Source organism: Micromonospora sp. NPDC049366 (genome assembly GCF_044466625.1).
In the GTDB taxonomy this organism is placed as follows: domain Bacteria; phylum Actinomycetota; class Actinomycetes; order Mycobacteriales; family Micromonosporaceae; genus Micromonospora.
On sequence record NZ_JBITMV010000017.1, the window covers coordinates 128,251 to 142,153 of the forward strand.

Below are 13,903 nucleotides of genomic sequence, written 5' to 3' on the forward strand. Positions count from 1 at the left end.
CCGTCAATCGCCGGTCGGCTGCGTCCCGCCGTAGCGGCGGTCGTAGCCGCGCAGCTTCCACAGCGCCACCGCCGCGACCCAGGACACCACGAACAGCCCCACCACCAGGTAGCCGAGCTGCTCGAAGTGGTCGGCGACACCGGCGTACCCGGCGAGCACCCGCACGTCCAGGTGCTCGGCCAGCAGCCCCGCCCCGTAGACGCTGGCCACCACGCCGCCGACGAGGACGGTCACGCCGGTCGTGGCCAGGTTGTAGTAGAGCCGCCGGGCCGGGTGCCGGTACGCCCACGAGTAGGCCCGGCTCATGAGCAGGCTGTCGGCGGTGTCCATGGCGGACATGCCGGCGGCGAAGAGCAGCGGCAGCGTGAGCAGCGCCAGCACGGGCAGGCCCCCACCGGCGGCGGTGCTCGCCGACAGCGCGAGCAGGGTGACCTCGCTGGCGGTCTCCAGGCCGAGGCCGAAGAGGAACCCGACCGGCGCCATGTGCCACGAGGATCGGACCAGGGAGCGGGCCCGCGAGCCGAGGACCCGCTGCACCAGGCCCCGGTTGAGCAGGTGCAGGTCGAGTTCGCGCTCGTCCAGCTCGCCGCGACGCAGCCGCTGCCACAGCCGCGCGAGCCCGGCGAGGACCGCCGCGTTGAGCAGCGCCACCAGCGCCAGGAACGCGGTGGCGGTGACGATCGCGACGGTCGCACCGACCTCGCGGAAGCTGGCCAGCCGAGGGCCGGTCACGTTCGCCGACGCGAGCCCGACCACCAGGGCCAGCAGGAGCACCACGGCGCTGTGCCCGAGCGCGAAGAAGAAGCCGACGCCGACCGGTCGCCGGCCGCGCAGCAGCATCAGCCGGGTGGTGTCGTCGATCGCCGCGATGTGGTCGGCGTCGAAGGCGTGCCGCACCCCGAGCACGTACGCGAGCGTGCCCGCGCCGGCCAGCCCGCCGGCGGCCACCGGCTGGTTGTTCCAGTACAGGTAGAGGCTCCAGCCGGCCACGTGCAGCACGGCGACGGCGAGCACGATGCCGCCGAGACGGACCCGTTCGGCGCGACGCCAGCGGCCCACCGGCGGTGTGGTGGTCAGGGTGGTCGAGGTCATCGGACTCCTCCGGTCAGGTGGCGCGGGACGCCGGGTGGGGACGGTGGTCACCGGGGCCGCGGTGTCACCATTCGATGCCCTTCTGGCCCTTCTGGCCGGCGTCCATCGGGTGCTTCACCTTGGTCAGCTCGGCGACCAGGTCGGCGGCCTCGACCAGCCGGGGGTCGGCGTCCCGCCCGGTGATGACGACGTGCTGGAACCCGGGCCGGTTGGCGAGGGTGTCGACCACCTCGTCGACGTCCACCCAGCCCCACTTCATCGGGTAGGTGAACTCGTCGAGCACGTAGAGCCCGTAACGCTGCGCGGCCAGGTCACGCTGGATCTGCCGCCAGCCTTCGAGGGCGTCCGCGGCGTGGTCGGCCTCGCCGCCGCGCTGAATCCACGACCAGCCCTCACCCATCTTGTGCCAGGCCACCGGGGCGCCCTGGCCGGTGCGCTCGTGGACCTCGCCGAGCGCGCGGAACGCGCTCTCCTCCCCCACCCGCCACTTGGCGCTCTTGACGAACTGGAACACCCCGACGGGCAGTCCGGCGGTCCAGGCGCGCAACGCGAGCCCGAACGCGGCCGTCGACTTGCCCTTCATCTGTCCGGTGTGGACGAGTAGCAGCGGGCGGTTGCGGCGCTGCCGGGTGGTGAGCCCGTCGGCGGGTACGTGCGTCGGCTTCCCCTGCGGCATCAGGCGGCGCTCCTTCGGGTGCGGGTGGCGAGGGTGGTGAGCGAGGTGAGGGGGTGCAGCGGGGCGTTGAGCTGGGCGGCCAGTCGCTCGGCGAGGTGGAGGCGGACCGGGCCGGACTCGCAGTCGACGACCACGCAGGGCGCGCCGGTGGCCGCGAGCACGGCCGCCGCCCGGGCAGCCCGGTCCAGCGGACGCGCCCCGGCGGTCGCCCGCCCGTCGGTGAGCACCAGCACCAGGGGGCGGCGACGCGGATCGCGCAGCCGCTCGACACGCAGCAGCTCGGCCGCCGCGAGCAGGCCCTCGGCCAGCGGCGTACGACCGCCGGTCGGCAGCTCCCCCAGCCGGGCGGACGCGGCCAGCACCGACGAGGTGGCCGGCAGCACGGTCTGCGCCCCGGCGCCCCGGAACGCGACCACCGCGACCTTGTCCCGGCGCTGGTACGCGTCGGTGAGCAGGGCGAGCACCGCGCCCTTGACGGCGCCCATCCGCTGCCGGGCGCCCATCGACCCGCTCGCGTCGACGAGGAACAGCACGAGGTTGCCCTCGCGCCCCTCGCGGACCGCCTCCCGGACGTCGGCGGGGCGCAGCCGCAGCGGGCCGCGTTCCCGCCCCCGGGCCACCTGGTACGGGGCGGCGACCCGGACGGTGGCGGGCAGGTGCAGGACCCCGGCCCGTCCGGCGGTGGGCACCCGGGCGCCGGTGGTGCGGCCCCGGCCGGTGCGGGCCCGGGACCGCCGGCCGGGCACGCCGTCCCCGACACCGGGTGCGGTGAGCAGGCGTGCGCGGAGCCCGCGCTGCGGTGCGGCGACCGGCTGGGCGTCGGCCGACGCGTCGGCGGGGCCGCCCGCGGCGTCCGGGCCGGTGGCCCCGGACGCGTCGGCGTCGTCACCGGCGCCGCTCGACCCGTCGGCGTGGTTTTCGCGCGGACCCGCGTCGGGCCCGCGCTGGTCGGCGCCCCCGGGGTCCGGCGTCGATCCCCGCCCGGCGTCGTCGTCGGCTTCCGGGCGCTCCGGTGAGCCGGAACCGCCGCCGTCGCCCGGGCCGCCGGACGGATCCGGCGGCGTCCCACCACCGGGGCCACCCGGCGGGTCGTCGTCCGGGTCGTCGGGTGCCCGGTCCAGGGCCTCGTCGAGCCGCTTCTGGTCCAGCCCGGGGGTGTCGAAGGGGTCACGGCGGCGGCGGTGCGGCAGAGCCAGCCGCGCGGCCACCCGCACGTCGTCCACGGTGACCCGGTCCCGGCCGTGCCAGGCCGCGTGGGCGATGGCGGTACGGGCGGTGACGATGTCGGCGCGCATGCCGTCCACGTCGAACGCGGCGCAGACCTCGGCGATCTGCCGCAACGCGGCGTCGGGCAGCAGCACCCGGCCGAGCCGGTCGCGGGCCGCGGCGACCCGCCGCGCGATGTCGGCGTCCGCGTCGGCCCAGCGGGCGGCGAAGCCGGCCGGGTCGGCGTCGGCGGCGAGCCGGCGACGGACCACCTCGACGCGTACGGCCGGGTCGCGGCTCGCGCCGACCTCGACGGTGAGCCCGAACCGGTCGAGCAGCTGCGGCCGCAGCTCCCCCTCCTCCGGGTTCATGGTGCCGACCAGGAGGAACCGGGACGCGTGGCTGACCGAGACGCCTTCGCGCTCGACGTGACTGCGACCCATCGCGGCCGCGTCGAGCAGCAGGTCCACCAGGTGGTCGTGGAGCAGGTTGACCTCGTCGACGTAGAGCACGCCGCGGTGCGCGGCGGCGAGCAGGCCGGGTTCGAAGGCGCGTACGCCCGCGGCGAGGGCCTGCTCCAGGTCGAGCGACCCGACGACCCGGTCCTCGGCGGCGCCGACCGGCAGCTCGACCAGCCGGGCGGGGCGACGCTCGGCGACGGTGCCGGGCGGGTGCGGCCCGTCCGGGCAGCCCGGGTCGGGTGCGGCCGGGTCGCAGGCGAAGCGGCAGCCGGTGACGTGGTCGACCGGGGGCAGCAGGGTGGCCAGGGCCCGGACGGCGGTGGACTTGGCGGTGCCCTTCTCGCCCCGGACCAGCACCCCGCCGATCGCCGGGCTGACCGCGTTGAGCAGCAGGGCCAGGCGCATGTCGTCCATGCCGAGCACCGCGCTGAACGGGAACGTCATGCCCGGTCCTCCAGGTCACCCTCGGTGGTCAGGTACGTCTCGCGGAGCCGGTCGAGGGTGGCCGGATCGGGCTCGGCCCACAGCGTCCGGTCGGCGGCCTCCAGCAGCCGCTCGGTGATGCCGCGCAGCGCCCACGGGTTCGACTCCTCCAGGAAGGCCCGGGTGGTCGGGTCGAAGACGTACGCGGCGGCGAGGTGCTCGTACATCCAGTCGTCGACCACGCCCGCCGTGGCGTCGTAGCCGAAGAGGTAGTCCACGGTCGCGGCCAGCTCGAACGCGCCCTTGTAGCCGTGCCGGCGCATCGCGGCGATCCACTTCGGGTTGACGACCCGCGCGCGGAACACCCGGCGGGTCTCCTCGCCCAGCGTCCGGGTGCGCACGTCGTGCGGCATCGCCGAGTCACCCACGTACGCGGCCGGCGCGGCGCCGGTGAGGTGCCGGACCATCGCCACCATCCCGCCGTGGTACTGGAAGTAGTCGTCGGAGTCGACGATGTCGTGCTCGCGGGTGTCCTGGTTCTTCACCGCCACGGTGATCCGGGCGAAGGAGCGTTCCATGTCGGCCCGCGCCTCCCGCCCGTCCAGCCCCCGGCCGTAGGCGTAGCCGCCCCAGACCGCGTACACCTCGGCCAGGTCGGCGTCGCTGCGCCAGTTCCGGGCGTCGATGAGCGGCAGCAGCCCCGCCCCGTACGCCCCGGGCTTCGAGCCGAAGATCCGCGCGGTGGCCCGGCGTACGTCGCCGTGCTCGGCCACGTCGGCGTCGACGTGCGCCTTCAGGTAGTTCTCCGTGGCCGGCTCGTCGAGGGCGGCGACCTGCCGCACCGCGTCGTCGATCAGGGCAACGACGTGCGGGAACGCGTCGCGGAAGAAGCCGGAGATGCGGACGGTGACGTCGATGCGGGGCCGGCCCAGCTCCGGCAGCGGCACCACCTCCACGCCGGTGACCCGGCGGGACCGGTCGTCCCAGGTGGGCCGGCAGCCGAGCAGGGCGAGGACCTCGGCGATGTCGTCGCCCTGGGTCCGCATCGCGCTGGTGCCCCAGACGGTGAGCCCGACCGAGCGCGGGTAGCCGCCGGTGTCGGCGAGGTGGCGCGCCAGCAGCGAGTCGGCGAGGGCGACCCCGACGTCCCAGGCGTTGCGGCTGGGGATCGCCTTCGGGTCGACGGAGTAGAAGTTGCGGCCGGTGGGCAGCACGTTGACCAGGCCCCGGGTCGGCGAGCCGGACGGCCCGGGCGGCACGAACCGGCCGTCGAGGGCGGCCAGGGTGTGGGTCAGCTCGTCGGTGGTCCGGTCCAGCCGGGGTACGAGTTCGGTGGCGGCGAAGCGGAGCACCGCGGCGGCGTCCGGGAGCTCCCGGCCGGTGACCTCGGTGACGACCGCGTCGACCGTGGTGGGATCCCAGTCGAGGGTCTCCAGGGCGACGACGAGCCGGCGGGCCAGGGCCTCGATCAGGTCGACCGCGTCGGCCGCGGTGGCCGCCGGGCCGTCCACGGTGTCGGTGAGCGCCGCCGGCACGGCCAGCCGGGCGCCGGGCTCGGCGAGCAGCGCCGCCTCGTCGAGGCCGTGGGCGGCGGCGAGGGCCTGCCGCAGGCCCGGCAGGGCGCGGGTGCCGCCCCACACCTGCGGCGCGCGCAGCACCGCGAGGACCAGGTTGACCCGGGGTTCGCCGCGCGGCGCCTCGGCGAGCACGTGCAGGCCGTCGCGGATCTGCACGTCCTTGACCTCGCACAGGTACCCGTCGAGGTGCAGCACGAAGTCGTCGAAGTCGTCGGCGTCGGGCATCTCGTCGGCGTGCAGGTCGTGGTGCAGTTCGGCGGCGCGCACCAGCGACCAGATCTGCGCCCGCACGGTGGGCACCTTGGCCGGGTCGAGGGCCTGGACGGTGGCGTACTCGTCGAGCAGCTGCTCCAGCTTCGCCAGGTCGCCGTACGTCTCGGCGCGGGCCATCGGCGGCACCAGGTGGTCGACGACCACGGCGTGCGCGCGGCGCTTGGCCTGGGTGCCCTCGCCGGGGTCGTTGACGATGAACGGGTAGACCAGCGGCAGGTCGCCGAGGACGGCGTCCGGGGCGCAGTCGGCGGCGAGGCCGAGTCCCTTGCCGGGCAGCCACTCCAGGGTGCCGTGCTTGCCGAGGTGCACCACGGCGTCCGCGCCGAAGCCGCCGTCCGTGACGGGCGCCGCCAGCCAGCGGTACGCGGCCAGGTAGTGATGGCTCGGCGGCAGGTCCGGGTCGTGGTAGATGGCGATCGGGTTCTCGCCGAAGCCGCGCGGTGGCTGGATGAGCAGCACCACGTTGCCGAAGCGCAGCCCGGCGAGCACCACGTCGCCGCCGTCGGTGTACAGCTCGCCGGGCGGCTCCCCCCAGTGTTCCCGCATCCGTTCGCGCAGCCCCCGCGGGACCTGCTCGAACCACCGTCGGTAGACCTCGCCCGGCACCCGGGCCTGCGCGGCGGCGAGCTGATCCGGGGTGAGCCACTCGACGTCGTGGCCGCCGGCCGCGATCAGCGCGTGGATCAGCGCGTCCCCGTCGTCGGGAACCGGCCCGTCGCCGAGGTGGTAGCCGGCCTCGGCGAGCCGGGCGAGCAGCCGCACCGCCGAGGCGGGGGTGTCCAGGCCGACCGCGTTGCCGACCCGGGAGTGCTTCGTCGGGTACGAGCTGAGCACGACGGCGACGCGCTTGTCGCCGTTCGGCAGCCCGCGCAGCCGGGCCTGGCGTACGGCGATCCCGGCGACGCGGGCGGCGCGCTCCGGGTCGGCGACGTACACCGACAGGCCGTCGGGGTCGATCCGCTTGAACGAGAACGGCACGGTGATGATCCGGCCGTCGAACTCGGGGACGGCCACCTGCATCGCGGCGTCCAGCGGGGACAGTCCCGCGTCCGAGCCGGCCCACTGCTCGCGGGTGCTGGTGAGGCAGAGCGCCTGGATCACCGGCACGTCCAGCGCGGCGAGCGCGCCGACGTCCCACGCGTCCTCGTCACCGCCGCCGGAGGCGTCGGCGGCGACGGTGCCGCCCGCGGCGAGGACGGTGACCAGCAACGCGTCGCAGCGCGCGAGCAGGTCGTACGGGCCGTCGCCGGCGGTCAGCCCGCGCAGCGATCCGCAGTGGATCGGCAGGGCGTTGGCCCCGGCCGCCTCGACCGCGTCGGCGAGGGTGTCGACGAACCCGGTGTTGCCGGCGAGGGCGTGCGCCCGGTAGAAGACGATCCCGATGGTCGGGCGGTCCGCTCGCGCGGGGCGGTCGCCGTGCACGCCGTGGGTGGGGGTGGGCGACGGCGCGGCGAAGCCCTCCCCGGTGAGCAGCACCGTGTCGGAGAGGAACCGGGCCAGTTGGGCGAGGTTCGCGGGCCCACCCTCGACCAGGTACGCGAGCGCCTGCGTGGCCACCCCGGACGGCACCGTGGACGCCGCCATGAGGTCCGCGTCGGGCACCGCCTCGCCGCCGAGCACCACCGTGGGTACGCCGGAGGCGAGCACCGCGGCGAGCCCGTCCGGCCACGCCGGGCGACCGCCGAGCAGCCGTACGACGGCCAGGTCCACGCCGTCGAGCAGCGCGGGCACGGCGTCGGCGTCGAGGCGGGCGGGGTTGGCGAGCCGGTAGTCGGCGCCGCTGGCCCGGGCGGCCAGCAGGTCGGTGTCGGCGGTGGAGAGCAGCAGGGTACGCAGGGCAGGCTCCGGGGAAGGGGACGCCCCAGCCGGCCGACGGGTCGCCGGACGGGGCGGGATGGGTGCGGATCAGCGGACGGGCGGCGACGTGGTCGCGCGCGTCCGCCGGATCACCGCCGACGGGCGTCGACGGGCGCGGTGGACGTCAGGAAGCGCGGCGGCCGGTCGCCGCGTCGGCGGATCGGCGCGCGCGGGCGCGGGCGGGCCGTGCCGGGCCGGCGACGGCGGGCCGGGGCACGTCGGCGGCGAGTCGCCCGGGCCGGCGGCGGCCGGCGCGGCGGTGCGTGGGTGCGGTGCTGGGTGCGGGCCGTTCACGGCGATGGCCGGCGGCGCTGCGGACGCAGTGCGTCATCGGGTCCTCCTCGGGTCTCCACGCCCTGGGGTCACATCCCGACGGCCGAAGTATCCTGGCTCCCGGATCGACGCTCACCCCCGGCCTTCCAACCGCACACGACGGTCGTGGCTCACGAGGGGGGATCGCTCCCCGGTGACAGTGGCGGGACCGCGCCGGAATCGCACCGGCTTCCTTCACTGCCGTCAGGCCGCGAATGCTGCCACACCCGTCCGACAGTGGTCAACGGCGCCCCGATCGTCACCGCACCGCCAACCGATGGGCAACAGTCGATGGCTTGGCGCGAACAGCCGGTGTGGACGGTGCCGGGCGTCGATGCCAACCGTCCGTCGCCCACGCCGGCCGGGGCAGCGGCGAGGCGTCCGGCTTCGCGCGCGACGCAGGACGCGCGGCGGGCGGCCGGGGCGGGCGTCAGCGCTGGCGGGACACGGTTCGCCACCCCGCGCGCGTACGATCTGGCCGACGCCGGGCGATCGGCCCGGGCCCGAGCGGGAGGACGACGGCCATCAGCACGGTGCGCTTCCACCATCTCGCCGGCCGGGTCTGGCTCTGCCCCGGCGACCCGGACCCGGAGGCCGTCCAGGCCGGCGTCGCCGTGGTGGCCGACGACCGCGGCAGTGTGATGATCGACGCGGGTCAGAGCCCCGCGCACGCCCGGGAGATCCGGGCCGCGCTGGACGCCGCCGGGCTTGCGCCGCCACGCTGGCTGGTCTACACCCACCACCACTGGGACCACGTCTGGGGAGCCGTCGCCTGGCCCGACGTGGAGATCGTGGGCCACGTGACCGGCGCCGACCTGCTCCGGGCGGAGGCGGCCCGACCGTGGAGCCACCGCTATCTGCGCGACCAGGTGCGAGCCGATCCGAGGCTCGCGCCGAGCTTCCGGGCCCGCGCGCTGGCGGTCGACTCCTGGGACGACTTCCTGATCCTGCCGCCCACCCGCACCTTCACCGACGAGGACGAGTTGCCGGTCGGCGTACGGCTGCGGCACGTCGGCGGCGCGCACGCGCCCGACTCGACGGTGGTGCTGGTGCCCGACTCCGGGGTCATGCTGCTCGGCGACTGCTTCTACCCGCCGCCGGCCCACCTGCGCGGCCCGGACGACGGACCCGACCTCGCGCTGGTGCGCCGCCTGCTCGACGACGGCTACCAGTGGTACGTGTCGAGCCACGGTGAGCCGATGACCTGGGACGAGGCCCGGGCGGTGGTCGAGGCGGCCTGAGTCCACCGGCCACGCCGGGACCACACTCAGCGACCCACCCGGCCGCGCGCTCAGCGACCCACTCCGCCGGGCGCTCAGCGGCCGCCCGCTGGGCTGCCGACCAGCGCCCGGGTCAGCGGAGTCGGCGCTCCGGGTGGGCCCGGTTCCAGGCGCGCATCCGCTCCGGGTAGCCGGTGCGGGCCGCCTCGTAGAGGGGGACGGCGTGCCGGCGGGCGAGGTCGGCCGCCGCCCGTGGCGAGCCGGTGCGCCGTCGGATCCACTCGCCGTCGTGGGCGATCGCCACCACCGTGGTGTCGGTTGCCGTGGTCTCCGGTTCCAGGTAGAACTCCACGCCCCGACGGCTGATGACGAACGCCTCCAGCGCGGCGAAGTCGTCCCGGGTCGCCTCCCGGTCCAGCTTCGTCGGGGTCCCGTCGGCGGCGCGCGACCGCCGGTTGAACCAGCCCATGTCCGCTCCTCTCCTCACGTGCCTCCCAGTGCAGCACCTGTCCCTGTCAATCCGCTGCGAGCCGGATGGGAGCGACCTGATTACCGGGCCTCCGACGCCCGCGCCGACGTTAGGGTCTGGTCGTGGTCGAGGCGACGGTGGTGGCGTGGGCGGCGCGCGACAACGTGCAGTGGTGCGGTCTCGTCTGCGCCATCCACGGCCTGTCCGGGCGGACCGACGCGGACGCCTGGTCGGTGCCGCGCCGCTCCCCGCCCCGCTATCCGGACGCAGTGACGCTGCGGCCCGGCGTGGCCGCCGAGGCCCTGCTGGACCGGATCGACGCCGCAGCGGGCGCGTCGGTGAAGGACAGCTTCGCCGACCTCGACCTGCGACCGTACGGCTTCCGGGTGCTCTTCGCCGCGGAGTGGCTCCACCGGCCAGCGACGACTCACGGGCCCGCCGACGCCGTCACGCTGGCCCCGGTGACCGGCGCGGACCGGCTCGCCGCGTGGGCGATGGCCCACGGTGGTGGCGCGCTGTTCCGGCCGGAGTTGCTGGCCGATCCGCGGGTGGCGGTGCTCGCCCGGTACGCGCCCGACGGCTCGGTCACCGGTGGCGCCGTGCTCAGCGACAGCGGCCCGGTGACCGGGGTCTCCAACGTCTTCGCCGTCGGCGGCGACGTCGCCGAGGTCTGGGCCGGGGTGGCCGCGGCCCGGCCGGGGGCGGCGCTGGTCGGCTACGAGTCCGGGACCGACCTCGACCCGGCGACCGCGGCCGGGTTCACGCGGGTGGGGCCGCTGCGGATCTGGCTACGCGACTGACCCGCGCGGATCGGGGTGAGCCGCTGTCCGCGGCGTACCCGTACCGTGCCGGGCCTTCGCTGACCGGGACCCACCGCTATTCGGGGCGGGCGGTGGCGCGCGGCGGGCGGATCGCCGGCACCAGCGCGAGGGTCGGCACCAGCAGCAGCGGCACCACGAGCAACGCGCGCAGGGTGCCCACCCGGTCGCCGAGCAGGCCGAGCAGCGGCGGCCCGGCGAGGAACGCGGTGTAGCCGATCACGGCGACGACGCTGACGCGTACGTGGGCCTTCTCCTCGTCGTCGGCGGCGGCGCTCATTCCCACCGGGAAGCCGAGCGACGCGCCGAGGCCCCAGAGCGCGACCCCGACGACGGCCACCGGCCCCGACCCGGCCAGGATCGCCAGGGTGGCGCCGGCCGCGGCGAGCAGGATGGTGCCGGTCAGCACCGGCACGCGCCCCCACCGGTCCAGGGCGATGGTGCCCGCGGTGCGCCCGACGGTCATGCCGATCACGAAGACGCCGAAGATCGCGGCGCCGGCGGCCTCGCTGAGGTCGTGACCGTCGACGAAGGCGACCGCCAGCCAGTCGTTCGCGCTGCCCTCCGTGAACGCCATCACCAGCGTCAACAGCCCGATCAGCAGCGTGCGTGGCTCACGCCAGGCGGCGAGCAGGGCACGCCGCCGCCCGGCCGGAGTGGGTGCCGCCGTCGCGGTCGCGCTCGCCGGCTGGAAGTGCCGGGCCGCGACCAGCGTGCCGACCAGCACCACCACCGCGACCGTGGCGAGGTGGACGCCGACCGGGAGACTGACGCGGGCCGCCCCGGCACCGAGCCCGGCCCCGGCCACCGAGCCGAGGCTCCAGGCGGCGTGGAAGCGCGGCATGATCGTACGGCCGAGGCGCCGCTCCACCGACGCACCCTCGACGTTCATGGCGACGTCGCAGATGCCCGAGCCGTAGCCGAAGGCGAACAGGCTCACCGCGACGCCTACCACCGATCCGGCGAGCCCGGCGGCCAGCCCGGCGCCGGTGAGGCCCAGCGCGACCAGGACGGTGCCGACGCCCACCGTACGGGCCGCGCCGAGCCGCTGGCTGACCAGCCCGGCGGTGGGCATGGCGCACAACGCGCCCGCCGACATGGCCAGCAGCAGCAGGCCCAGCTGACCAGCGGTGAGCCCGAGCCCGTCGCGGACCGCGGGCACCCGGGAGAACCAGCTCGCCACCGCGAGCCCGTTGAGAGCGAACGCGACGGCGACGCCGTTGCGGGCGGCCCGCACCGCCACGGGGACGGTCGACGTGCCCGTCGAGTCGGCGGTGACGGTGTCGGCGGAGCTCACGCGGCGGATTCCTCTCGATCGGACGGCTTGTTCCCCATCCCACCTGTGAGAGCGCTCTCACGACAAGCCGGGTCGAGCCCTATGTTTCGTCGTACCTCCGAGGGATGATGCGGGCACCGGAGCACCGACCTCCTGGGGAGGACCGTCATGACCACACCCGCGGCGCGCGCCGCCACCCTGGAGGACGTCGCCCGGGTCGCCGGGGTGTCGCGAGCGACCGCTTCGCGCGTCCTCGCCCGCACCGGCTCCGCCTCGCCCGCCACCCGTGACCGGGTGGCCGCCGCGGCCGACCGGCTCGGCTACCTGCCCAACCCGGCCGCCCGGGCACTCGTCCGGGGCTCCGGCGTCCGGCTCGCCGTGGCGGTCACCGGCAGCACCGAGGCGGTCCTCGACGACCCCTACGTCGACCGGGTGGTGGCCGCCGCCGCCCGGGTCGGCGCCCCACACGGGATCGGCGTGACCCTGCACTGGCTGCCCCGGCGCGCCCCGCAGACCCTGCGCCGGCTCGTCGACGACCGGGGCGTGTGCGGCGTGGTGCTGGTCAACACCACGGGGTCGGTGCTCGACGCGGTGCCCCGCCGGGTGCGGGGCCGGGTCGCCTCGATCGGCATCGGCTCCCCCGCCGTGCCCGCCTTCGACGTCGACAACGGCGCCGGAGCCGAAGCGGTGCTGCGCCACCTGCACGCGACGGGCCGTCGACGCATCGCGATGGTCACCGGCCACCGGTGGCTCGTCTGCGCCGGCCGGTCGGTGCACACCTACCGGCAGGTGACCCGCGCCGCGGGGATGCCCGTCCGGCTGGTCGCCGGTGACTTCACGGCGGCCCGCGGCCGGGAGGCGGCCGGCGAGGTGCTCGACCGGTGGCCGGACACCGACGCGATCTTCGCCGCCAGCGACGCCACCGCGCTCGGGGTCATCGCCGGCCTGCGTCACCGCGGTGTGAACGTGCCCGGCGACGTCGCGGTGGCCGGCTTCGACGACATTCCGCTCGCCGCGCTGAGCACACCGGCGTTGACCACGGCCAGCCACCCCGTCACCCGGATCGCGACCGCCGCCGCCACCGCCGTCCTCGACCGGCGGCCAGCCCCACCGGTGACGTTCTTCCCGTCCGCGCTGGTGCCGCGCGACAGCGCCTGAACCCTCCCGCCCGGCGCGTGCCGGGCACGTCGCACACGGCGGTGAGCCCTCCGCCCGGCGCGTGCCGGGCGGGTCGCACACGGCGTTGGGCCCCTCCGCTCGGCGGTCGGGCGCGGGCCGGGCGGGCGGCACACCAGCGGTGGTTAAGCGTGTGCGCGCCGGGTAACCGCGCCGCACACCCGCCGACCGAGCGAGGAACGGTGATCCGTGTCCGACCCCGCCCCGCCCCGCCGTGAGCCGGACGAGGACGACGCCCGCCACGGACGGCTCACCGCCCGGCCCCGTCCGCCGGTCGGCCCCGCCGCGGCCGGCCTGACGACCCTCACCGACCCCGACGGCCGTCCGCTGGGCCTGCGGTACGCGCCGGAGCCGGTCGCGGACCGGGCGTACCGGCTCGTGCTGCTGCTGCACGGCGCGGGCGGCGAGGCACGCCACGCACTGAACCTGCTGCTGCCCCTCGCCGACGAACACCACCTCCTCCTGGTCGCGCCGCAGGCCGCCACGAGCAGCTGGGACCTGATCGTCGAGGGGTTCGGCGTGGACGTACGCCGCATCGACGACCTGCTCACCCGCGCCTTCACCGAGTACCCGGTCCGGGACGTGGTGCTCGGCGGCTTCTCCGACGGCGCCTCGTACGCCCTCTCGCTCGGCCTCACCAACGGTGACCTGGTGGCCGGTGTGGTGGCCTTCTCCCCCGGCTTCAGCGCGCCGCTGGTGACCCACGGCCAGCCCCGGGTCTTCGTCGCGCACGGCGTCGACGACCGGGTGCTGCCGGTGGACGTGTGCAGCCGCCGGCTGGTCCCCCGGCTGCACGACCTCGGCTACGACGTGACCTACCGCGAGTTCCCCGGTGGCCACGAGGTCCCGCCGGACATCCGCGAGGCCGCCGCCACCTGGCTGACCACCCTCCCTTGACCCACCCCCACGCCCCACGCCCCACGCCCCACGCCCCGCCCCGCCCCGCCCCGCCCCGCCCCGCCCCGCCCCGCCCCGCCCCGCCCCGGCGATCATGCAGTTGTGGTGCCTCGCGAAAGACGTGAATCCGGATGAGTCGGCCACCACAACTGCATGATCGACGAGCGCGA

10 protein-coding genes and 1 riboswitch are annotated in these 13,903 nt (G+C 76.1%); of the genes, 4 read left to right on the forward strand and 6 right to left on the reverse strand.

Going from position 1 to position 13,903, the window contains the following annotated elements:
• Positions 1–3: 3 nt before the first annotated feature.
• The 4 genes from ACIBTV_RS23775 to cobN all read right to left on the reverse strand — a co-directional run bounded on the left by ACIBTV_RS23775 (position 4) and on the right by cobN (position 7,544).
• On the reverse strand, positions 4–1,092 hold the full coding sequence (locus tag ACIBTV_RS23775; RefSeq protein ID WP_396708173.1) for a HoxN/HupN/NixA family nickel/cobalt transporter: 1,089 nt from the start codon (positions 1,090–1,092) through the stop codon (positions 4–6).
• A gap of 64 nt (positions 1,093–1,156) precedes the next feature.
• The gene (gene cobO / locus ACIBTV_RS23780; protein ID WP_396708175.1) at positions 1,157–1,768 is read right to left on the reverse strand and encodes a cob(I)yrinic acid a,c-diamide adenosyltransferase; all 612 of its coding nucleotides are present in this window, start codon (positions 1,766–1,768) and stop codon (positions 1,157–1,159) included.
• Complete coding sequence (locus tag ACIBTV_RS23785; protein WP_396708177.1) at positions 1,768–3,879, reverse strand: VWA domain-containing protein; 2,112 nt, start codon at positions 3,877–3,879, stop codon at positions 1,768–1,770. Before ACIBTV_RS23785 ends, cobO begins: the two co-directional genes overlap by 1 nt.
• Positions 3,876–7,544, reverse strand: a complete 3,669-nt coding sequence (gene cobN, locus ACIBTV_RS23790) for a cobaltochelatase subunit CobN (RefSeq protein ID WP_396708252.1) — start codon at positions 7,542–7,544, stop codon at positions 3,876–3,878. Before cobN ends, ACIBTV_RS23785 begins: the two co-directional genes overlap by 4 nt.
• A gap of 400 nt (positions 7,545–7,944) precedes the next feature.
• Positions 7,945–8,073: riboswitch (cobalamin riboswitch) on the reverse strand.
• A gap of 337 nt (positions 8,074–8,410) precedes the next feature.
• Here cobN and ACIBTV_RS23795 point away from each other — a divergent pair.
• Entirely contained in the window at positions 8,411–9,118 is a 708-nt protein-coding gene (locus ACIBTV_RS23795) for an MBL fold metallo-hydrolase (protein ID WP_396708178.1), read from the forward strand.
• Between the two features lie 112 nt (positions 9,119–9,230).
• Here ACIBTV_RS23795 and ACIBTV_RS23800 read toward each other — a convergent pair whose 3' ends face one another.
• The gene (locus ACIBTV_RS23800; protein WP_396708180.1) at positions 9,231–9,566 is read right to left on the reverse strand and encodes a hypothetical protein; all 336 of its coding nucleotides are present in this window, start codon (positions 9,564–9,566) and stop codon (positions 9,231–9,233) included.
• A gap of 122 nt (positions 9,567–9,688) precedes the next feature.
• Between ACIBTV_RS23800 and ACIBTV_RS23805 the strand changes: the two genes are divergently transcribed.
• Positions 9,689–10,366 (forward strand): hypothetical protein, encoded by a 678-nt coding sequence (locus tag ACIBTV_RS23805; RefSeq protein WP_396708182.1) that lies wholly within the window; start codon positions 9,689–9,691, stop codon positions 10,364–10,366.
• A gap of 76 nt (positions 10,367–10,442) precedes the next feature.
• Here ACIBTV_RS23805 and ACIBTV_RS23810 read toward each other — a convergent pair whose 3' ends face one another.
• Entirely contained in the window at positions 10,443–11,681 is a 1,239-nt protein-coding gene (locus ACIBTV_RS23810; protein WP_396708184.1) for an MFS transporter, read from the reverse strand.
• 147 nt (positions 11,682–11,828) lie between these two features.
• Between ACIBTV_RS23810 and ACIBTV_RS23815 the strand changes: the two genes are divergently transcribed.
• Positions 11,829–12,818 (forward strand): LacI family DNA-binding transcriptional regulator, encoded by a 990-nt coding sequence (locus ACIBTV_RS23815; RefSeq protein WP_396708186.1) that lies wholly within the window; start codon positions 11,829–11,831, stop codon positions 12,816–12,818.
• A gap of 207 nt (positions 12,819–13,025) precedes the next feature.
• Positions 13,026–13,733: an alpha/beta hydrolase gene (locus ACIBTV_RS23820; RefSeq protein ID WP_396708187.1), complete on the forward strand. Its 708-nt coding sequence runs from the start codon at positions 13,026–13,028 to the stop codon at positions 13,731–13,733.
• Positions 13,734–13,903: the final 170 nt, after the last annotated feature.